Consider the following 19755-nt stretch of genomic DNA (forward strand, 5'->3'; position numbering starts at 1 on the left):
GCGCCGTTGAATTACACAAATGCAATCTCACTCCACTGGGGACGCCGGCTTCCATTATTACTGCAAACCGAAGCCACTGAATGCGGTCTGGCATGTTTAGCCATGATACTTGGCTACCATGGGCATAACTCAAGTTTGTATGAACTCCGAAACAGATTCCAAACCTCATTAAAAGGCATGACATTAAAACAGATCATTCAAATAGCCGACCAACTGAAGCTGGGAACACGTGCCGTCAGGCTTGACATGAAAGATCTTCTGCAACTGAAACTGCCCTGTATTCTTCACTGGGATTTCAATCACTTTGTAGTCTTGAAGTCCGTACGTAAAAACCACCTAGTGTTACATGATCCGGCCCGAGGCATTCGACATATATCACTTACCGAGAGCAGTGAGTTTTTCACCGGAATAGCGCTGGAATTATGGCCAGCGTTTAATTTTGAAGAGAAGAAAAAGAAGCCCGATATCAAATTTTCCAAGATGCTTGGAAAAACGACGGGGCTGTATCGATCACTGTTGCAAGTACTTCTACTGGCGTTCGCGCTGGAAATATTTTCTCTCGCCAGTCCGTTTTTTCTCCAGTGGACAATCGACAATGTGCTTGTCAGTGAAGACAACGAGTTATTGAAAACCCTTGTATTGGGCTTTGGGTTGTTAATGCTTATGCAACAGGGGGTGACAGCCATTCGTGCATGGGTGTTGATTCACATGAACACGATGATTAGCGTGCAATGGCGCGCCAACGTACTCACTCATTTGTTGAGATTGCCCATTCATTTTTTTGAAAGACGACATCTGGCCGATGTCGTATCGCGCTTTAGCGCAGTAAACCATATCCAACAGACACTCACCGCCGCATTTTTTTCCAGTGTGCTTGATGGTCTGATGAGTATTGCTACATTGGTACTAATGTTTATGTACAGTCCTACTCTGGCTTCTATTTCCCTCGTCACCATGGCGCTTTATATATTAGGCCGCTGCATCTGGTACTCCCCTTTTCGCCGGGCAACGGAGGAACAAATTATCCACGCGGCGCGTCAGGAGAGCCATTTTTTAGAAACCATCAGAGGTGTTCGCGCGATCAAGCTATTCCGGCGACCCGATGAGCGACGCTCCACTTGGTTAGGCCTGTTGATCGAACAAATCAATGCAGATATTCGAACTCAAAAAATGCAACTTCTTTACACCCAAATGAACGGGTTACTTTTCGGCATCGAAAACCTGCTGGCGGTGTGGTTTGGCGCCGGTATGGTAATGAGTGGACATTTCAGTGTGGGTGTATTGATGGCCTTCACCGCCTATAGGACACAATTTGTCAGTAGGGTGTCGAATCTGGTGGACCATTTTTTCGAATTGCATATGCTTCAACTCTACGGTGAGCGCTTAGCCGATATTGTTCTTCATCCGCCGGAGGATAGCCACGGGGACATTAATTTAGCCATCCCCTGTACACGCAGCGCCCATATAGAAATAAGAGACTTAATGTACCGTTACTCTGACCAAGAGCCTTATATTATTGACAAGCTGAACTTATCTATCGCCGAGGGAGAATCGATAGCTATCACGGGAGCCTCCGGTGCGGGAAAAAGCACTTTGATCAACTTGATGCTAGGGATTCTCTCTCCCAGCGAAGGGCAAATCAAAATTGCCGGAATAGAAGTAAAAGACATGCGCGTAGACACACTCCGTGACATGGTCGGCACGGTGATGCAGGATGATGTCTTGTTTGCCGGATCACTGGCGGAGAACATTTCTTTTTTCGATCAGGATGCTGATATGTCCTGGATCATGCAATGTGCAGAAATGGCCGCGATCCATAATAGTATCCAATCAATGCCTATGGGATACAGCACGCTGGTTGGGGACATGGGGACGGTGCTCTCAGGCGGGCAGAAACAACGCGTACTCTTGGCTCGTGCGCTTTATAAAAAAGCCAGGATTTTATTCCTTGATGAAGCCACCAGCCATCTCGATCTGCAATGCGAGCAATTAGTCAACGACGCCATACGCTCGCTCAAAATAACTCGAATAATAGTCGCGCATCGGCCTGAGACGATCGCGTCAGCGGATCGGGTTTTCATATTAGAATCCGGTAAATTAAAACCGTCCCCCTTCCACGCAAATGTGAATGCAATCAGATGAAGGGCTATTCCACCTGTGCCCTCTCCCTACTTGTCGGGGGCATAACGTTATCAGCTATGGGGGCTGAGCTTGTTGCGCCAAACCACGTCACATCAGCCTCTTCAAAAGCAAGTATCTACACGGATCAGCCGTGCACCTTCGGAAGTATTCCTACAAAATTATCTCTACAGGAGACCATAGAACGGATACTTTGCAATGATCCCAAAACACGCTCGGCCTGGGCTCATGCAAAAGCGCAAGCCGCTCAAATCGGAGTCAGTCGATCTTTATATTTTCCGAAACTCACCGGCAGCAGCGGCATGTCTACGGGACGGACCGTTACTGATTATGAGCAACGCAGCGAACTTTCCAGCGAAGGAAACCAACGGCAGATTTCCAATAGGTTGCATTTCAGTTGGGTACTGTTCGATTTTGGGCATAGGGAAGCCGAGCTAAAAAGATCCATGCAGCTCCTGGTTGCTGCCAATGCCAATCAAGACGCCGTACTGCAAAAATCTTTCGCTTCCGCAGCAGAGCTTTACTACAGAGCTCTTGCCGCTCAGCGCAGCTTGATCACCTCATCAAAGGTTACATCGTTTGCAGTGGAAAATCTCGACGCAGCAGAAGCGAAGTATCGATCTGGAGCCGCAGCACTTTCCGATTTATTGCAAGCGAAAGCAGCCTATTCCCAAGCCAGTCTGAATCACATTCGCGATCAGGGAGCGCTCCGCAATGCCACTGGGCTGCTTGCGCTGCGCATGGGACTCTCTCCTGAGACAGCATTCGCATTGGAGGGCGATCTAACATCATTACCCGATACGCGATTTATCAAGACAATTGACGAGCTATTTCAACAAGCCCAACAAGATCACCCTGCTTTGGTAGCCGTTAGAGCTCGGATCAAAGCCACTGAAGCGAAGCTTAATGAGAGTCGCGCGGCTGGAAAACCGACCCTTTCACTAACGGCGGATATTTCCCATACCCGGGTTGATCAATCCCAGATGCTTAAAGGCGACAGACGTGACCGGGATAGAGCCGTTGGCCTGCAATTAAGCATTCCGCTATTCGATGGCTTCAGCCGAAAATATCAGATACGCAGTGATATCGCCCGTCTTGAGGCAAGCAAGGAAGAACTTCTGGAGGAACAACTGAGGTTATCGCTTGAACTCTGGGAAAACTATCAAACCCTAAGTAATGAGTTTCAGCGACTGAACCATACCAACAAGTTGATCACACAGTCACAACAATCCCTTGAGGTAGTGCAAGGTCGCTATCGATCCGGGGTGGGTAGCATGATTGAATTGTTAAGCGCTTTAAATACCTACGCAGGCGCTGAAGCTCAGCACATTAACGCCTTGAACGTTTGGCACACCGCACGATTAAGACTTTCAGAAAATTTGGGACTGTTGGGCTTTTGGAGATTGAACTGACACAGCACAACAGATCATAAACAAGGAACCTCATAACGAGATCAGCATGGACCGTGACCCTTTAAATTCCAGACCTTCGCAACACAGTGATAGTTTTATCAGAAACACCCTTTCTATCTTATTGCCGTATTGGCAAAGTAAGGAACGAATATTCGCTTGGATTACAGCGGTACTGCTTATATTTCTGTCGCTTCTGGCCGTTGCCACAGCGCTGATCGTTAACGAATGGTATAGGTACTTTTATGACGCAATACAGGAAGGCGATATAAAACAATTTTATCTTCTGATATTGATATTCATAGGTGTCGTCATTTTTTCTGTCTTCAGATCGGTCCTGATAGCATACTTGGTTGACATCTTGGCTTTGAGATGGCGAAGATGGTTAACCAACCATTACCTTTTCCTTTGGACACTAGATCCTGCCCAAACCGATCAAACTGGAAACGAGGTAGACAATCCAGACCAACGCATCGCAGAGGACGTTAATAAATTTACCTTTGAGACCATCGACCTGGCTTGCGGACTAATCTTTACTACCGCCAGCGTAATAACCTTCAGCGTAGTGTTAATCCGCGCCTCCGGTGATGCTGCACTTTGGGGAATCACGATACCTTGCTACATGTTCCTAGCCGCTATTACATATGCTTTTATCGGAACTCTGGTCAGTCAAAAAATCGGCTTCAATCTAATTTCTTTAAGCAACAACCAACAACGATTGGAAGCCGATCTACGCTACTTCTTAATCAAGCTCCGGGAGAAATTCAAAAAAGCTCCTTCTCTCTTGGAACACGAACCTGAGAAAAGCAATATTAATCACAAGCTCGAAAGTAGCTTGGCAAACTTCCGCAAAATAATACAAATAAAAATGCGCCTATCGTTGTTCACGGAGACATATGGCCAACTGGCCTTGATTCTAAGCAGCTTATTGGCCGCCCCGCGCTTCTTTGCCGGCCATATAACCTTTGGTGATTTGATGCAGATAAATTCGGCTTTTGGAAATTTAAGTGAAAACCTTAGCTGGTTCATCAACGCCTACAGCAGGCTCGCTGACTGGAAAGCAACCACAGATCGCCTGATCACTTTCAATAAAGCAATGAGGAACTCTCCTGCGGAGGCGCCGAAGCATCCACAGCCGTCCTCCTCTGACACAGGGCTATCGGCGGACATTCACTGAGCGATTGCAGATCCACTGTGGCAAAGTCCCAGCAGGACCGACGCACAGCGGACACGAATTTTCCAAAGAACCCCCACCCGCAAATCGCTACACTGCCCAGGTAGTGCGTGCCGGATGCGCGCACAGTTCAATCAGACCGCTGGATGCAGGAGACAAGTGTGCTCAAGAAACTGGGAATCAAAGGCCGTGTGCTGTTGCTCACCCTGTTGCCGACCAGCCTGATGGCGCTGGTCCTGGGCGGCTATTTCACCTGGATGCAGCAAGCGGACCTGCACGCCCAGTTGTTGCAACGGGGCGAGATGATCGCCGAACAGCTGGCACCGCTGGTCGCCCCTGCCATGAGCCGCCAGGACACCGATCTGCTGGAGCGCATCGCCACCCAGTCCCTCGAGCAAGCGGACGTACGCGCCGTGACTTTCCTCGCCCCCGACCGCGCGCCGCTGGCCCACGCCGGCCCGACCATGCTCAACCGGGCACCAGAGGGCAACAGTGCGCAGTTGCTGCAACGCACCGGCAATGACGCCACGCGCTACCTGCTGCCGGTATTCGGCAAGCACCGCAACCTGGCGGGCGAGCTGATTCCCGAAGAGGCCGACCGCCTGCTGGGCTGGGTCGAGCTGGAGTTGTCCCACAGCGGCATGTTGCTGCGCGGTTACCGCAGCCTGTTTGCCAGCCTGCTATTGATCGGCGCCGGCCTGTGCCTGACCGCGCTGCTGGCCTTGCGCATGGGCCGCACGATCAACCGCCCGCTGAGCCAGATCAAGCAAGCCGTGGCGCAACTCAAGGACGGCCACCTGGAAACCCGCCTGCCGCCGCTGGGCAGTCAGGAGCTGGATGAACTGGCCTCGGGCATCAACCGCATGGCCAGTACCTTGCAGAACGCCCAGGAAGAATTGCAGCACAGCATCGACCAGGCCACCGAAGACGTGCGCCAGAACCTGGAAACCATCGAGATCCAGAACATCGAGCTGGACCTGGCCCGCAAGGAAGCCCTGGAGGCGAGTCGGATCAAATCCGAGTTCCTGGCGAACATGAGCCATGAAATCCGCACACCGCTCAACGGCATCCTTGGCTTTACCCATCTGTTGCAGAAAAGCGAACTGACCCCGCGCCAGCTCGACTACCTGGGCACCATCGAGAAATCCGCCGACAGCCTGCTGGGGATCATCAACGAAATCCTCGATTTTTCGAAGATCGAGGCCGGCAAGCTGGTGCTCGACAGCATTCCGTTCAACCTGCGGGACCTGCTGCAGGACACCCTGACCATCCTCGCCCCCGCCGCCCACGCCAAGCAGTTGGAACTGGTGAGCCTGGTCTACCGGGACACACCGCTGTCGCTGGTGGGCGACCCGTTGCGCCTCAAGCAGATCCTCACCAACCTGGTGAGCAACGCGATCAAGTTCACCCGCGAGGGCACCATCGTCGCCCGGGCCATGCTCGAAGACGAGCACGAAGACAGCGTGCAGTTGCGCATCAGCATCCAGGACACCGGCATCGGCCTGTCCAGCCAAGACGTGCGGGCGCTGTTCCAGGCCTTCAGCCAGGCTGACAACTCACTGTCGCGGCAACCGGGGGGCACCGGCTTGGGCCTGGTGATTTCCAAACGCCTGGTGGAGCAGATGGGTGGCGAAATAGGCGTCGACAGCACGCCTGGCGAAGGCTCGGAGTTCTGGATCAGCCTGCGCCTGCCCAAGACCCGTGACGATGCCGAGGACCTGCCGGGTCCGCCGTTGCTGGGCCGACGCGTGGCGGTGCTGGAGAATCATGAACTGTCCCGCCAGGCCTTGCAGCACCAGCTCGAAGACTGTGGCCTGCAAGTGACGCCGTTCAGCACCCTGGAGAGCCTGACCAACGGCATCACCGTCGCCCACCAGACCGACCAGGCGATCGATCTGGCCGTGCTGGGTATCACCAGCAACGACATGCCGCCGGAGCGCCTCAACCAGCACATCTGGGACCTGGAGCACTTGGGCTGCAAAGTCCTCGTGCTGTGCCCCACCACCGAACAGACCCTGTACCACCTCTCGGTGCCCAACCCTCACAGCCAGTTGCAGGCCAAGCCGGCCTGCACCCGCAAGTTGCGTCGTTCGCTGTCCGACCTGGTCAACCCGCGTCCGCCCCGCAGCGAACCCAGCGAGCCGGTTTCCAGCCGCGCCCCGAAAGTGCTGTGCGTGGACGACAACCCGGCCAACCTGCTGCTGGTGCAGACCCTGCTCGAAGACATGGGCGCCAAGGTGCTGGCGGTGGAGAGTGGCTACGCGGCGGTCAAGGCCGTGCAGAAGGAAACCTTCGACCTGGTGTTGATGGACGTGCAGATGCCCGGCATGGACGGTCGCCAGAGCACCGAGGCGATCCGCCAGTGGGAAAGCGAGCGACACTGCACGCCGCTGCCGATCGTCGCCCTCACCGCCCACGCCATGGCCAACGAAAAGCGCGCCCTGCTGCAAAGCGGCATGGACGACTACCTGACCAAACCCATCAGCGAACGGCAACTGGCCCAAGTGGTGCTCAAATGGACCGGCCTGGCCCTGCGCAACCAGTCGCCGGAACGCAGCAGCGATGCCCAGGGTGGCAGCGAACTGCTGGTGCTGGATCACGAAGAAGGCTTGCGCCTGGCCGCCGGCAAGGCCGACCTGGCGGCAGACATGTTGGCGATGCTGCTGGCGTCCCTGGAAGCCGACCGCGAAGCGATCCGCCAGGCCAGCGAGGCCAACGATCACAACGCCTTGATCGAACGGGTCCACCGCCTGCACGGCGCCACCCGCTACTGCGGCGTGCCGCAACTGCGTGCGGCCTGCCAGCGCAGCGAAACCCTGCTCAAGCAACAGGACCCCAAGGCTGCCGTCGCCCTGGAAGAACTGGAGCGGGCCATCAACCGCCTGGCGAGCGAAGCGCGTATCAGCGCCTGATCCAGGGCAATACCCTGGAGGTCGGAATCGCTGAAAATCCACGTTCCGACCCCGGACCGTAGGAGCTGTCGAGTGCAACGAGGCTGCGATCTTTACGCTGACAATTGAGTCGCAAGCGAAAGATCAAAAGATCGCAGCCTCGCTTCGCTCGACAGCTCCTACGGGCTAATGCCAGTCAGTTAAGAGAAATGAAGCCCAGCAATATTCCTGTGGCGAGGGAGCTTGCTCCCGCTGGGTCGCGAAGCGGCCCTGTTTGGGGCTGCTGCGCAGCCCAGCGGGAGCAAGCTCCCTCGCCACGGTTTGTGTGTTTCGCCGTGGTATCCACTTAACTGATCGGCATTAGTCCTAGGGGCTTGTTTTTCTGCCAGGAGGCCGCCATGCGCGTGATTTTTTTCAGCAGCCAGACCTACGACCGCGACAGTTTCACCCAGGCCCCGACGCCCGCAGGCCTTCAGTTGCAGTTCCAGCCCGCCCGCCTGAACCTGGACACCGTGGCCCTGGCCGAACGGCATGAAGTGGTGTGCGCCTTCATCAACGATGACCTGAGCGCCCCGGTGCTGGAGCGGCTGGCCGCAGGCGGCACGCGGCTGATCGCCTTGCGCTCGGCCGGCTACAACCATGTCGACCTGCTCGCCGCCAAGCGCCTGGGCTTGAGCATCGTCCGGGTTCCGGCTTACTCGCCTCACGCCGTGGCCGAACATGCCGTGGCGTTGATCATGGCCCTCAATCGCTGCCTGCATCGTGCCTACAACCGCACCCGGGACGGCAATTTCAGCCTGCATGGACTGACCGGCTTCGACCTGGTGGGCAAGACCGTCGGGGTGATCGGCACTGGGCAGATCGGCGCTACGTTCGCGCGGATCATGGCCGGTTTCGGCTGCCAGTTGCTGGCCTACGACCCCTGCCCCAACCCACAGATCGAAGCCTTGGGCGCCCGCTACTTGCCCCTGGACGAACTACTGGCGCAAGCGCAGATCATCAGCCTGCATTGCCCGTTGAACGAACAGAGCCGGCACCTGATCAACGCCCGAACGCTGGCCGCAATGCAACGCGGCGCCATGCTGATCAACACCGGACGCGGCGGCCTGGTGGACACACCGGCCTTGATCGCGGCGTTGAAAAGCGGCCAGTTGGGCTACCTGGGCCTGGATGTGTACGAGGAAGAGGCCCAGTTGTTTTTCAAGGATCGCTCTGACCTGCCCCTGCAGGATGACGTGCTGGCACGGCTGCTGACCTTCCCCAACGTGATTGTCACCGCCCACCAGGCCTTCCTGACCCACGAGGCGTTGGCCGCCATTGCCATGACCACCCTGGACAACATCGCCGCCTGGGCGGCTGGCACGCCGCAGAATCTGGTGGACAACTAAACCTTGAGCCAGCCCCCCCTTGTGGGAGCGAGCTTGCTCGCGATAGCGGTGTGTCAGTCAAGATCAATACTGGCCGATCCGCCGCCATCGCGAGCAAGCTCGCTCCCACAGGGAATGGAGTTTCGTCGGCCCGATCTCCCGATGCCCGCCATCGAGACCATCCCAAGCCATGCCCCGTGCTAGCATGTCGCGCCTATTTGGAGGACCCATGGCCGAACACGATTTCCGCTACACCCTGATGAACCCGCAGCACACCTTGACCGAAGTCCGCGCCCTGGCGCCGGGCCGTTACCAGGTGACCGGCAATGGCGGTTCGATCCAGGCCAACGATGTGTTGCTCGTCACGCTCAAGGGCAGCAAGGACTTGTCCATGCGCCTGACCGTGGACACCGTGCGGCACCTGCTCAAGCCCATGGGCCAATGGACCGCCATGACCACCGGCCCGGTGTTCGGCGAACTGGCGATCCACACCTGGCAGGTCAATTGTGATGCTTGTGCCAAGGAATTGAGCTTCGAATTCGCCGTCGATGCCAAGCTTGGCGTCAAGGCCGAGAAACCGGCCGCCACTGCGCGAATCGCCGAACTGGGCTGGACCACCGTGGGTGAAAAACACCTGTGCCCGAAATGCCGGGAAGCCGCCTGATGAAACGTTTGGCCCTGTCCGCGTCGATCGGCATGAGCCTGATGGGGTGTGCTGCTGAACCTGTGCAGTTGCAACCTAACCGCAGCTACATCCTGGAGTGGATCGGCGAACGGCCATTGATGGACTACAGCCACCTGACCATCACCCTTGGGGATGACGGTCGAGCCTATGGCAACGGCGGCTGCAACCACTGGTTCGCGCCCTATACGCTGGAAGGCCACCGCTTGAGCTTCGGCAAGATCGGCAGCACCCGCAAGCTCTGCGCCCCGGCGCTGATGGAGCAGGAGACGCGCTTCTTGCAGGCCTTGGAAAAGGTCGAACGCTGGGACATCTCGCCCATCGAGCAGATGCGCTTCTGGCCGGCCCAGGGCAAGCCGCTGCGGTGGTGGCTGGAGGAAGGCTGAGGCTGAGAGGCATCTGTGGCCAGAGATTATTCCCGCTGGACTGCACTGTAGGAGCTGCCGAAGGCTGCGATCTTTTGATCTTGATCTTTCGCCTTCGATTCAATTGTCTGGGACAAGATCGCAGCCTCGTTGCACTCGACAGCTCCTACAGTGCCTGCAACGCCTCAAGCTTGGCCATCACCCCCGCCGCCGTCTGCTCCCCCAGCAACTGCTCGCGCACCTTGCCCTGGTTATCGATGATGTAGGTCACCGGCAATCCTTCGCTGCGCGGCAGGTCGAAGATCTCGGCCGGATCCCGGGCCAATACCGTGAAGCGAATCCCCATCTTGTCGCTGGCACTCTTGAGTTCTTCGCCCTGCACCTGGTCGAAATTGACCCCGAACACGCCGACGTTGCGCCCCCTGAGCTGTTCGGCCAAGGCATTGAATTCCGGGATTTCGGTGCGGCACGGCGCACACCATTCCGCCCAGTAGTTGAGCACCAGCCATTGTTTGTCCAGCCGCTGCGAGGCGATGGCCTGGCCGTTCTGGTCCACCCCGTAGTCGTTTCCGCAACCGGCGAGCAACAGGATGCCCAAGAATGTCAGTGCCGCCATCAATCGCCTTGCCATGTGCCAATCCTTGTCTGAATGTGAACGTTGCTGCGACCCGTCACCTCTCTAAGGTGCTAGGGACTTCGCGGCACAGTAGAATAGCCGCCACCTTACGCAAGATGCGACCCGCTCATGACCGATCTGACGCTTTATCACAACCCGCGCTGCTCGAAATCCCGCGGTGCGCTGGAACTGTTGGAGGCCCGCGGCCTGACGCCGACCGTGGTCCGCTACCTGGACACCCCGCTCGACGCCGCGCAACTGGAGCGCCTGCTGGGCAAGCTCGGCATCAGCGCCCGGCAATTGCTGCGCACCGGTGAGGACGAATACAAGGCACTTAACCTGGCCGACGCAAGCCTGAGCCAGGCCCAGTTGATCGCCGCCATCGCCGCGCACCCGAAACTCATGGAGCGGCCGATCCTTGAAGCCGGTGAAAAAGCCATGATCGGCCGGCCGCCGGAGAAGATCCTGGAGATCCTGCCGTGACCACGCCGTACATCCTGGTGTTGTATTACAGCCGCAGCGGCTCCACCAACGAAATGGCCCGGCAGATCGCCCGTGGTGTCGAGCAGGCCGGGCTGGAAGCCAGGCTGCGTACGGTGCCGGCGATCTCCACCGAGTGCGAAGCCATTTCACCGGATATCCCTGAGCAAGGCCCCCTCTACGCCAGCCTCGATGACCTGAAAAACTGCGCCGGCCTGGCCCTGGGCAGCCCGACCCGGTTCGGCAACATGGCCGCGCCGCTCAAGTACTTTCTCGACGGCACCAGCAATCTGTGGCTGACCGGCGCACTGGTGGGCAAACCGGCCGGGGTGTTCACCTCCACGGCAAGCCTGCATGGCGGCCAGGAAACCACCCTGCTGTCGATGATGCTGCCACTGTTGCACCACGGCATGCTGATTACCGGCCTGCCCTACAGCGAATCGGCCCTGATCGACACCCAGGGCGGCGGTACGCCCTACGGCCCGAGCCATCACGCCGGGGCCGATGGCAAAAGCGGCTTGAACGAACATGAAGTCGCCCTGTGCCGCGCCCTGGGTTCGCGCCTGGCGAAAACCGCCCTGCTGCTGGAGAACGGCCGTGGCTAAAAAGCCGAAGATCCTGCCTTCCATCCAATGGCTGGAACCGCGCGTACGTCTGGCCCGCGTCCTCAGCCTGCTGTGCTTTTTCGGCCTGGTGGGGTTGCTCAGCGCCTACTACCTGCTGATCGCTGACCTGCACGGCGCGAGGCCCTGGGTGATTCTGCTGATCGAACTGGTGCCGCTGCTGATCCTCGCACCCGGCATGCTCAGCGGCAGCGCCCGTGGACACTCGTGGATGTGCTTCGTGGTGAACCTGTATTTCATCAAGGGCGCATTGGCGGCCTATGACCCGAACCGGCAACTGTTCGGCGTGCTGGAAATGGCGGCGAGCGTGGCAGTGTTCTGCTCGGCCTTGCTGTATGTGCGTTGGCGGTTTCAGTTGAACCGGCGGTTGGCTGGCGAGGGAGATATCTCCGTCGCCTGATAGGCCGCCATCGCGAGCAAGCTCGCTCCCACATTGGATTTTTGAACGCCGAAAATCCCCTGTGGGAGCGAGCTCACTCGCGATGGCCGCAACCCGGTCTCAATGATTCACTGTATAAGCCAGCATCATCGATATCTGCGACATCGGCCGCCCACCGCTCTCCTCATGCCACTGGTTGAAAGCATTCTGCACCGTTGCCAGGTCCCGCAGGCTGGTGGGGACTTTGTCGATGATGTCCTGGGCATTGAGCGCCGCCACCACGTCATAACTGGGCACGAAGGTATCCTTGCCCATCATCCGCAAGAAGCGCGGTGCCGACAGGCCACCCAATTGGTGGCCGTGTTTTTTCAGGTAGGTCCACAGGCCGACGATGTCGGTCACCGGCCAGTCTGCGATCAACGCGCCGAAGCTGCCTTTTTCGTGGGCCACGTCCAATATCAGTTGCGCGTTGCGCGGCACGCTCTTGAGCTTGCCCAGGTGGCGGATGATTCGCGCATCCTGCATCAGCCGCTCCAGGTGCTCGGCGCTCATCAGCACGACTTTCTCCGGGTCGAACTTGAAGAACACCTCTTCGAAGGCCGGCCACTTGGCGTCCACCAGGCTGTGCTTGAGCCCGGCGCGGAACACCCGCAGTGCCAGGGTCGAGAGGTAGCGGTCGTCGCTGATCTTGCGCAGTTGCGCCGGGGTCTTGGGAACAGGCAGATGGGCTTCCAGTTCAGCCGCCGAACCGAAGCGGTTCAGACAGTACTCGTGCAGCCACTTGTAATCGCGCATGCCCTCTCCTGGGGTCGGAAATGAAAACGGCGCCCGCGAGCGCCGTAAATAGAAGCCCTGCCCTCGTCAGAGGTTCACCACATTGACGAACCGCGGCGTGGCGTTTTCGTCGATGCGCAGGTTGGTGAAATCGAACAGGTTGCGGTCCGCCAGTTGCGACGGAATGACGTTCTGCAAGCCGCGGAAAATGCTCTCGGTACGGCCCGGGGTCTTGCGTTCCCACTCCTGGAGCATCTCCTTGACCACCTGGCGTTGCAGGTTCTCCTGGGAGCCACACAGGTTGCAGGGGATGATCGGGAACTGTTTGAAATCCGAATAGGCCTGGATGTCTTTTTCGTTGCAATAGGCCAACGGACGGATCACCACGTTGCGCCCGTCATCGGCGCGCAGCTTGGGCGGCATGGCCTTGAGCGAGCCGTTGTAGAACATGTTCAGGAAGAACGTCTCGACGATGTCGTCACGGTGGTGCCCCAAAGCCATCTTGGTCGCACCGATCTCGTCGGCGAAGGTGTAGAGCGTTCCGCGACGCAGGCGCGAGCACAGCGAACAGGTGGTCTTGCCTTCGGGAATCAGTTCCTTGACCACCGAATAAGTGTCTTTCTCGACAATGTGATATTCCACGCCCAGCGACTCAAGGTAGGCCGGCAGCACATGCTCGGGGAACCCCGGCTGCTTCTGGTCCATGTTCACCGCGACGATGTCGAACTTGATCGGCGCAACCTTCTGCAAATGCATCAGCACATCGAGCAAGGTGTAGCTGTCCTTGCCGCCGGACAGGCAGACCATGACCTTGTCGCCGTCCTCGATCATGTTGAAATCGGCGACCGCCTCACCGGCCAGGCGGCGCAGGCGCTTTTGCAGTTTGTTCTGGTTGACCGTAAGAGTGCCCATGACGCGAAATCCGTGAGGTGTGACGAAAGGCCGGCATTTTACGCAAAAAATCCCTGCTGTGGCACGGCCCTTGTGGCGAGGGAGCTTGCTCCCGCTGGGTTGCGAAGCAACCCTCTGGGTCGTCCTGTTGGCGTCTGCTTCGCAGCCGAGCGGGAGCAAGCTCCCTCGCCACAGGGAATCTGTTCGCCAGCGAAATTGTGCATACAGATCAAGCCGCGATTAGCCGGCCCCGCTACAGCGCGATTTGCTCTAAGCCCCCCATCCCCCTCGGAGTAACTCCTTCCTATACTGCGACATAAGGTCGCACACATATCTAGACCTTTACTTACTTGGCCGTTTTGGCCCGTAGGCGCTCCGTTGGGGGGCGATGGCAATAACAAAGGAGTGACTGACTATGATCCGACATGTCGCAGGGCTCTTTACCCACCCTGATCAAGAATGGAAAGAAATCCGTGGCGATCAGGAGGAAAGCATCAGCCACATGTACCTCACCCACACGCTGATCCTGGCGGCCATTCCCGCGGTTTCGGCGTTCATCGGCACCACGCAGGTGGGATGGGTCATCGGCAATCGTCCACCGGTCATGCTCACGCAGGAAAGTGCGCTGTGGATGACCATCATGTCGTACCTGGCCATGTTGGGCGGCGTGGCGGTGATGGGTGCCTTTATCCACTGGATGGCCCGCACCTACGACGCCAATCCGAGCCTGGCCCGTTGCGTCGCATTCGCCACCTACACCGCGACCCCTCTGTTCATCGGCGGCCTGGCGGCGCTCTACCCGCACATGTGGCTGGGGATGATCGTTGGCACGGCGGCAATCTGCTACACCGTCTACCTGCTGTATGTGGGTTTGCCGACGTTCATGAACATTCCCCAGGACGAAGGATTTCTGTTTTCCAGCTCGGTGCTCGCCGTCGGCCTGGTGGTGCTGGTGGCCATCATGGCGTTCACGGTGATCGTCTGGGGGCTGGGCGTTGGCCCGGTCTATACCAATTGACGTAGCGCCCTCCCATAAAAAAGCAGGATCTGCCGACACAGGCCGCCGAAAGGCGGCCTTCCTGTGTCTGGAACGACCACTGGGCGCCTGGACGATTCGCAACGGCCGGCGCTTGCGGCATACTCGGGCTTCTGGAGACCCGTAAAGCATGCTCGAGCAACTCAATACCCGCGTCGAAGAGTGTTACCAACAAGCCGAAGCCTTTTTCAAACGTCCTTTCAAACGCCCGGTGGTCAGCTTCAAATTGCGTGGCCAGAAGGCCGGTGTCGCGCACCTGCATGAAAATCTGCTGCGCTTCAATCCACAGTTGTACCGGGAAAACGCCGAAGACTTCCTCAAGCAGACCGTCGCCCACGAAGTCGCACACTTGATCGCACACCAGCTGTTTGGCGACCGCATCCAAGCCCATGGCGAAGAATGGCAATTGATCATGCGCGGGGTGTACGAACTGCCGCCCAACCGTTGCCACACCTACGAAATCAAACGCCGCAGCGTGACCCGCTACATCTACAAGTGCCCTTGCGATGGCAGCGACTTCCCGTTCTCGGCCCAACGCCACAGCCTGGTGCGCCAGGGGCGACGGTATTTGTGCCGTAGTTGTCGCAATACCTTGGTGTTCAGTGGGGAGACTCGGGTCGAATAGTGATTTTTGTAGTGCTTGGACTGGCCCCTTCGCGAGCAGGCTCGCTCCCACATGGGACTTTGCAAACGCCAGAGATCCAATGTGGGAGCGAGCCTGCTCGCGAAGGGGCCATTGAGGGCACTACAAAACCACCTTGGCACTGCGCAGTTGAGCGATCCGCTCATCACTGAACCCCAACGCCCCCAACACCTGATCCGTATGAGCCCCCAGCCCCGCGCCAACATGCCGAGGCTCGGGCAGCCCTTCGGAAAACTTCAACGGACAAGCCATCTGCGCTTGAGTCGAACCATCCCCTCGGGGCACCTGTGTCACCAATGCCCGAGCCTGCAATTGCGGATGCCGCACAGCCTCCTCCAGGCTCAGCACCGGCTCGACGCAGGCATCGATCCCGGCAAACAAGCGGCACAGCTCGGCAAAGTCATGTTTCTCGAACTCGGCTTGCAGCGCCTGCTTGAGGGCCTGTTGCTGTTCAGGCTTGGGCGACAGTCCCCGGGCCGCCAGCTCCGGTCGCCCCAAAGCCCCGCACAACGCCTGCATAAAGGCCGGCTCCAGGCTGCCCACCGACATCCAGCGACCCTCTCGGGTGCGGTAATAGTCATAGAAGCTGCCGCCGTTGAGCATTTGATTTTCCCAACCCGGTTCCACGCCGCAGGCCAGGTAACCGGCACCGGCCATGGCGTTCAGGCTGAACACACAGTCGGTCATGCTCACGTCCAGGTGCTGGCCCTGCCCGCTCTGCTGGCGGGCGATGACCGCCGCCAAGAGCCCGATCACCCCGTGCAACGAACCACCGGCGATGTCCGCCGCCTGGATGCCCAGCGGCACCGGCCCGCTGTCGGCACGGCCGGTGTGGCTGGCCAGCCCCGCCAGGGCCAGGTAGTTGATGTCGTGGCCGGCACGGTCCTTATAGGGGCCGGTCTGGCCGTAGCCGGTGATCGACACGTAGATCAGCCGCGGGTTGATGACTTTCAAGGCCTCGTACCCAAGGCCCAGCCGTTCCATTACGCCGGGGCGAAACTGTTCCAGCAGGATGTCGTAGTCCCCCAGCAACTGCGTGACCACCTCCAACGCTTCCGGCTGCTTGAGGTCCAGGGCCAGGCTGCGCTTGTTGCGGTTGAGGTAGGCGTGGCTGGCCGAGATACCCTGGTCATGGGGCGGCAGCACCCGCAGCAAGTCCTGGCGGGTCGGCGACTCGATGCGCAACACCTCGGCCCCCATGTCCGCAAGCAACAGCGAGGCGAACGGGCCGGGCAGCAGGGTCGAGAAGTCCAGAACCTTGAGCGATGCCAGTGGGCCTTGCATGGGCGATCTCCACGGAGTGATGGTTAAAGACTAGGCAGGAGCGGGTGGCGAGGCAATTACCGCAGGTGTCACAGGGGATGACCATTGCGCTCAGTGTGCCCCCATTGTGGCGAGGGAGCTTGCTCCCGCTGGGCTGCGCAGCAGACCCCTGTGTATTACCTGAAGCCCCTCAGCAGCAGATACATCCTGGGGCTGCTTCGCAACCCAGCGGGAGCAAGCTCCCTCGCCACAAAAAGCACTTCACCCGGAAAACACGGTGCAAAAAAAACCCGCCGAAGCGGGTTTTTCATTGCAGCCTGAAGATTACTTCATAGCGCCTGGAGCAGAGGTTTCAGCCGCTGCAATCTGCGCCGCCGCGATCTGCTCGTCATCTTCACGGACATCGGAGATACCGCGACCGCCGGAAGCCAGTTCAATCTGCAACTGGTCTTCGTCCAGTTCCTTGACCCACTTGGCAACCACGATCGTGGCAACCGCGTTGCCCACCAGGTTGGTCAGGGCGCGGGCTTCGGACATGAAGCGGTCGATACCCAGGATCAGTGCCAGGCCGGCCACTGGCAAGGTGCCTACGGCCGACAGGGTGGCCGCCAGTACGATGAAGCCGCTACCGGTCACGCCAGCCGCGCCTTTGGACGACAGCAACAGCACCAGCAGCAGGGTGATCTGGTGAGTCAGGTCCATCGGGGTGTCGGTGGCCTGGGCGATGAACACCGCAGCCATGGTCAGGTAGATCGAAGTACCGTCGAGGTTGAACGAGTAGCCCGTCGGGATGACCAGGCCTACGACCGACTTCTTGGCACCCAGGCGCTCCATTTTGATCAGCATGCGTGGCAGGGCCGATTCCGAGGAGGAGGTACCCAGCACGATCAGCAGTTCTTCACGGATGTAGCGGATCAGCTTGACGACGCTGAAGCCGTGGGCGCGGCAGATGGCACCCAGCACCACCAGCACGAACACCACGCAGGTGATGTAGAAGCAGATCATCAGCTGGCCCAGTTGCACCAGCGAACCGACGCCGTAGGCGCCGATGGTGAAAGCCATGGCACCGAACGCACCGATAGGCGCCAGCTTCATGATCATGTTGATGATGATGAACATGACGTGGGCGAAGCGATCGATGAAGTCCAGCACCGGCTTGCCGTAGGCACCCAGGCGATGCAGGGCGAAACCGAAGAGCACCGAGAACATCAGCACTTGCAGGATGTCGCCGTTGGCGAACGCGCCGACGATGGTGTTCGGGATCACGTTGAGGATGAAGGCAATGATGCTCTGGTCTTTACCGGCCGAGATGAAACCGGCGATCTTGCTGGTGTCCAGGGTCGCCACGTCGATGTGCATGCCGACGCCCGGCTGCACGACGTTGACCACGACCAGGCCGATCAGCAGGGCGATGGTGGAAACGATTTCGAAGTAGAGCAGCGCATAACCGCCGGTCTTGCCCACCGATTTCATGTTCTGCATGCCGCCGATACCACTGACGACGGTACAGAAGATGATGGGAGCGATGACCATTTTGATCAGTTTGATGAACCCGTCGCCGAATGGCTTCAGGGCAACACCGGTCTGCGGGTAGAAGTGGCCGAGCAAAATGCCGATGGCAATGGCTACGATCACCTGGAAATACAGGGATTTGTACAGTGGCTGACGAGTCGTCATGGCAAACCTTCCTCAAGAGTCCCGCGTGACGACTTCCACCTGTCGTCCACGGCACCTCAATTGCGAACCCTCCTGCACTGGAGGGATTTGTTTTTTTCGGCTGCACGCGGCAGACCTGCAGGCTCTATCGCAAGGCCCGTGCCACTTTCTGAGAAAGCCCTACAACCGTGACTACAGAAGGGCTTGGGGATTCATCAACGGTTAAACAGGACGGTGAGAGGTGGCGGATTTCCGCCCGCAGGGGGTTTACCGCTCCGGGATTTGGCGGATATCCGCCTTGTCCAGCGTCAGCCCCCTGCTACCATCGCCCGCTTAACGGACGGATTTCTGCCATGCGCCAACGCACGATTGCCAGCCACTTCGCCCGCGCAGCCCTGGGCGGTGCGCGTCGGCAAGGCTTCGACTACTTGCCTTTGCTGCAACAGTTGGGCATCAGCCCCGAACTCTTGGATGAGCCGCGCGCGCGGATTGCGCCGGAGCAGTTCGCCCGCCTGTTGCAGGCCCTGTGGCTGGCGATGGAGGACGAATACCTGGGGTTCGGCCGGGCGGCGAGTAAACCCGGGACGTTTGCCATGATGTGTCACGCGTTGATCCACTGTCGGACCCTGGGCAAGGCCCTTCAGCGCGGCTTGTTGTTCTACAGTCTGTTCCCCGACGCCCCGCGCCTGACGCTGGACACCGAAGGCGAACGCGTGCGGCTGGTGCTGGACGATTCGACGCTCTGGGACCCGGATCACTTCCTGACTGAAAGCCTGCTGGTGGTCTGGCATCGCCTCGCCAGTTGGCTGATCGGCCAGCGGATCGGCCTGGAGCAGGTGACGTTCGGCTATGCCAAGCCCGCCCACGGTGCCGAATACGACCTACTGTTTCCCTGTCCGTTGATGTTCGAAGCGCGCAGCAGCAGCCTGTTGTTCCACAGCCGCTACCTGGACATGCCGCTGCTGCAGGACGAGCGCACCCTCAAGCATTTTCTCGAACGCTCCCCTGCCGACCTGCTGTCGCGCCCGGACGATGGCCACAGCCTGAGCAGCCAGCTGCGCCGCTTGCTCAGCCGCGACACGGCACGCTGGCCCGACCTGGACACCGTTGCCACCCACTTGCACATCAGCCCACAGACCTTGCGCCGGCATCTGCGGGAGGAAGGCACCAGCTTCCAGGAACTCAAGGATCAGCTGCGGCGGGATATCGCCATCTACCATCTGGGGCGTGCGGAGTTGTCGTTGCAGCAGATTGCCGAGCAGTTGGGCTTCTCCGAACCATCGGCGTTTCACCGGGCGTTCAAGAAGTGGACGGGGCTGACGCCGGGGGCTTACAGGGCGTTGGAGAGCTGAGGGTAATACCCAGCT

The 19755-nt window shown here is 58.7% G+C and carries 18 protein-coding genes; 13 read left to right on the plus strand and 5 right to left on the minus strand.

What is annotated here, in order from left to right; translation table 11 throughout:
- The first annotated feature begins 6 nt into the window (after positions 1 to 6).
- The 7 genes from AD659_RS19810 (at position 7) to AD659_RS19840 (ending at position 10048) form a co-directional block, all read left to right on the plus strand.
- Entirely contained in the window at positions 7 to 2142 is a 2136-nt protein-coding gene (locus tag AD659_RS19810; RefSeq protein ID WP_053124315.1) for a peptidase domain-containing ABC transporter, read from the plus strand.
- On the plus strand, positions 2139 to 3551 hold the full coding sequence (locus AD659_RS19815; RefSeq protein ID WP_053124317.1) for a TolC family protein: 1413 nt from the start codon (positions 2139 to 2141) through the stop codon (positions 3549 to 3551). Before AD659_RS19810 ends, AD659_RS19815 begins: the two co-directional genes overlap by 4 nt.
- Before the next feature lie 46 nt (positions 3552 to 3597).
- Positions 3598 to 4725, plus strand: coding sequence for an SbmA/BacA-like family transporter (locus AD659_RS19820; protein ID WP_053124319.1), 1128 nt, complete (start codon positions 3598 to 3600; stop codon positions 4723 to 4725).
- Positions 4726 to 4883: 158 nt separating this feature from the next.
- Complete coding sequence (locus AD659_RS19825; RefSeq protein ID WP_053124321.1) at positions 4884 to 7634, plus strand: response regulator; 2751 nt, start codon at positions 4884 to 4886, stop codon at positions 7632 to 7634.
- 377 nt (positions 7635 to 8011) lie between these two features.
- Positions 8012 to 9001 carry a 2-hydroxyacid dehydrogenase gene (locus tag AD659_RS19830; protein ID WP_053124323.1) on the plus strand — a complete coding sequence of 330 codons (990 nt, stop codon included), beginning with the start codon at positions 8012 to 8014 and terminating at the stop codon, positions 8999 to 9001.
- A 208-nt stretch (positions 9002 to 9209) separates the two neighbouring features.
- Entirely contained in the window at positions 9210 to 9644 is a 435-nt protein-coding gene (locus AD659_RS19835) for a hypothetical protein (RefSeq protein WP_053124325.1), read from the plus strand.
- A complete protein-coding gene (locus AD659_RS19840; RefSeq protein ID WP_053124328.1) occupies positions 9644 to 10048 on the plus strand; it encodes an META domain-containing protein in 405 nt (134 codons plus the stop codon). Before AD659_RS19835 ends, AD659_RS19840 begins: the two co-directional genes overlap by 1 nt.
- A gap of 145 nt (positions 10049 to 10193) precedes the next feature.
- Here AD659_RS19840 and AD659_RS19845 read toward each other — a convergent pair whose 3' ends face one another.
- A complete protein-coding gene (locus AD659_RS19845; protein WP_053124329.1) occupies positions 10194 to 10658 on the minus strand; it encodes a TlpA family protein disulfide reductase in 465 nt (154 codons plus the stop codon).
- Positions 10659 to 10772: 114 nt separating this feature from the next.
- Between AD659_RS19845 and arsC the strand changes: the two genes are divergently transcribed.
- From arsC to AD659_RS19860, 3 genes are read left to right on the plus strand one after another with little or no spacing between them, the layout of a single operon-like run.
- Positions 10773 to 11126 (plus strand): arsenate reductase (glutaredoxin), encoded by a 354-nt coding sequence (gene arsC / locus AD659_RS19850; RefSeq protein WP_053124331.1) that lies wholly within the window; start codon positions 10773 to 10775, stop codon positions 11124 to 11126.
- Positions 11123 to 11728, plus strand: a complete 606-nt coding sequence (gene wrbA, locus AD659_RS19855) for an NAD(P)H:quinone oxidoreductase (RefSeq protein WP_053124334.1) — start codon at positions 11123 to 11125, stop codon at positions 11726 to 11728. Before arsC ends, wrbA begins: the two co-directional genes overlap by 4 nt.
- Positions 11721 to 12146 (plus strand): DUF2069 domain-containing protein, encoded by a 426-nt coding sequence (locus AD659_RS19860; RefSeq protein WP_053124336.1) that lies wholly within the window; start codon positions 11721 to 11723, stop codon positions 12144 to 12146. The genes wrbA and AD659_RS19860 overlap by 8 nt, the downstream gene beginning before the upstream one ends.
- A gap of 99 nt (positions 12147 to 12245) precedes the next feature.
- Here AD659_RS19860 and AD659_RS19865 read toward each other — a convergent pair whose 3' ends face one another.
- Together AD659_RS19865 and ttcA are read right to left on the minus strand one after the other, a co-directional pair.
- Positions 12246 to 12920 (minus strand): DNA-3-methyladenine glycosylase I, encoded by a 675-nt coding sequence (locus AD659_RS19865; protein WP_053124338.1) that lies wholly within the window; start codon positions 12918 to 12920, stop codon positions 12246 to 12248.
- Between the two features lie 66 nt (positions 12921 to 12986).
- Entirely contained in the window at positions 12987 to 13811 is an 825-nt protein-coding gene (gene ttcA / locus AD659_RS19870) for a tRNA 2-thiocytidine(32) synthetase TtcA (RefSeq protein WP_003178962.1), read from the minus strand.
- A 394-nt stretch (positions 13812 to 14205) separates the two neighbouring features.
- On the opposite strand from ttcA, the gene AD659_RS19875 reads away from it, so the two are divergent.
- Together AD659_RS19875 and AD659_RS19880 are read left to right on the plus strand one after the other, a co-directional pair.
- Positions 14206 to 14808 carry a Yip1 family protein gene (locus tag AD659_RS19875; RefSeq protein WP_053124340.1) on the plus strand — a complete coding sequence of 201 codons (603 nt, stop codon included), beginning with the start codon at positions 14206 to 14208 and terminating at the stop codon, positions 14806 to 14808.
- A 148-nt stretch (positions 14809 to 14956) separates the two neighbouring features.
- Positions 14957 to 15451, plus strand: coding sequence for a SprT family zinc-dependent metalloprotease (locus AD659_RS19880; protein ID WP_053124341.1), 495 nt, complete (start codon positions 14957 to 14959; stop codon positions 15449 to 15451).
- A gap of 120 nt (positions 15452 to 15571) precedes the next feature.
- On the opposite strand, the gene AD659_RS19885 is transcribed toward AD659_RS19880, so the two are convergent.
- Positions 15572 to 16753, minus strand: coding sequence for a CaiB/BaiF CoA transferase family protein (locus AD659_RS19885; RefSeq protein WP_053124343.1), 1182 nt, complete (start codon positions 16751 to 16753; stop codon positions 15572 to 15574).
- Between the two features lie 303 nt (positions 16754 to 17056).
- Complete coding sequence (locus AD659_RS19890; RefSeq protein ID WP_053124344.1) at positions 17057 to 18409, minus strand: dicarboxylate/amino acid:cation symporter; 1353 nt, start codon at positions 18407 to 18409, stop codon at positions 17057 to 17059.
- A 332-nt stretch (positions 18410 to 18741) separates the two neighbouring features.
- Between AD659_RS19890 and AD659_RS19895 the strand changes: the two genes are divergently transcribed.
- On the plus strand, positions 18742 to 19740 hold the full coding sequence (locus tag AD659_RS19895; protein WP_053124347.1) for an AraC family transcriptional regulator: 999 nt from the start codon (positions 18742 to 18744) through the stop codon (positions 19738 to 19740).
- Positions 19741 to 19755 lie beyond the last annotated feature (15 nt).

The sequence above is a fragment of the Pseudomonas thivervalensis genome, from assembly GCF_001269655.1.
Taxonomy (GTDB): domain Bacteria; phylum Pseudomonadota; class Gammaproteobacteria; order Pseudomonadales; family Pseudomonadaceae; genus Aquipseudomonas; species Aquipseudomonas thivervalensis.

Bases quoted from the DNA above. Each gene is read 5' to 3' on its own strand.
- AD659_RS19865 (WP_053124338.1), bottom strand. From the start codon at position 12,920: ATGCGCGATTACAAGTGGCTGCACGAGTACTGTCTGAACCGCTTCGGT.
- AD659_RS19835 (WP_053124325.1), top strand. From the start codon at position 9,210: ATGGCCGAACACGATTTCCGCTACACCCTGATGAACCCGCAGCACACC.
- AD659_RS19815 (WP_053124317.1), top strand. From the start codon at position 2,139: ATGAAGGGCTATTCCACCTGTGCCCTCTCCCTACTTGTCGGGGGCATA.
- AD659_RS19830 (WP_053124323.1), top strand. From the start codon at position 8,012: ATGCGCGTGATTTTTTTCAGCAGCCAGACCTACGACCGCGACAGTTTC.
- AD659_RS19895 (WP_053124347.1), top strand. From the start codon at position 18,742: ATGCGCCAACGCACGATTGCCAGCCACTTCGCCCGCGCAGCCCTGGGC.
- AD659_RS19845 (WP_053124329.1), bottom strand. From the start codon at position 10,658: ATGGCAAGGCGATTGATGGCGGCACTGACATTCTTGGGCATCCTGTTG.
- AD659_RS19875 (WP_053124340.1), top strand. From the start codon at position 14,206: ATGATCCGACATGTCGCAGGGCTCTTTACCCACCCTGATCAAGAATGG.
- AD659_RS19885 (WP_053124343.1), bottom strand. From the start codon at position 16,753: ATGCAAGGCCCACTGGCATCGCTCAAGGTTCTGGACTTCTCGACCCTG.
- AD659_RS19880 (WP_053124341.1), top strand. From the start codon at position 14,957: ATGCTCGAGCAACTCAATACCCGCGTCGAAGAGTGTTACCAACAAGCC.
- AD659_RS19840 (WP_053124328.1), top strand. From the start codon at position 9,644: ATGAAACGTTTGGCCCTGTCCGCGTCGATCGGCATGAGCCTGATGGGG.
- AD659_RS19890 (WP_053124344.1), bottom strand. From the start codon at position 18,409: ATGACGACTCGTCAGCCACTGTACAAATCCCTGTATTTCCAGGTGATC.
- arsC (WP_053124331.1), top strand. From the start codon at position 10,773: ATGACCGATCTGACGCTTTATCACAACCCGCGCTGCTCGAAATCCCGC.
- ttcA (WP_003178962.1), bottom strand. From the start codon at position 13,811: ATGGGCACTCTTACGGTCAACCAGAACAAACTGCAAAAGCGCCTGCGC.
- AD659_RS19820 (WP_053124319.1), top strand. From the start codon at position 3,598: ATGGACCGTGACCCTTTAAATTCCAGACCTTCGCAACACAGTGATAGT.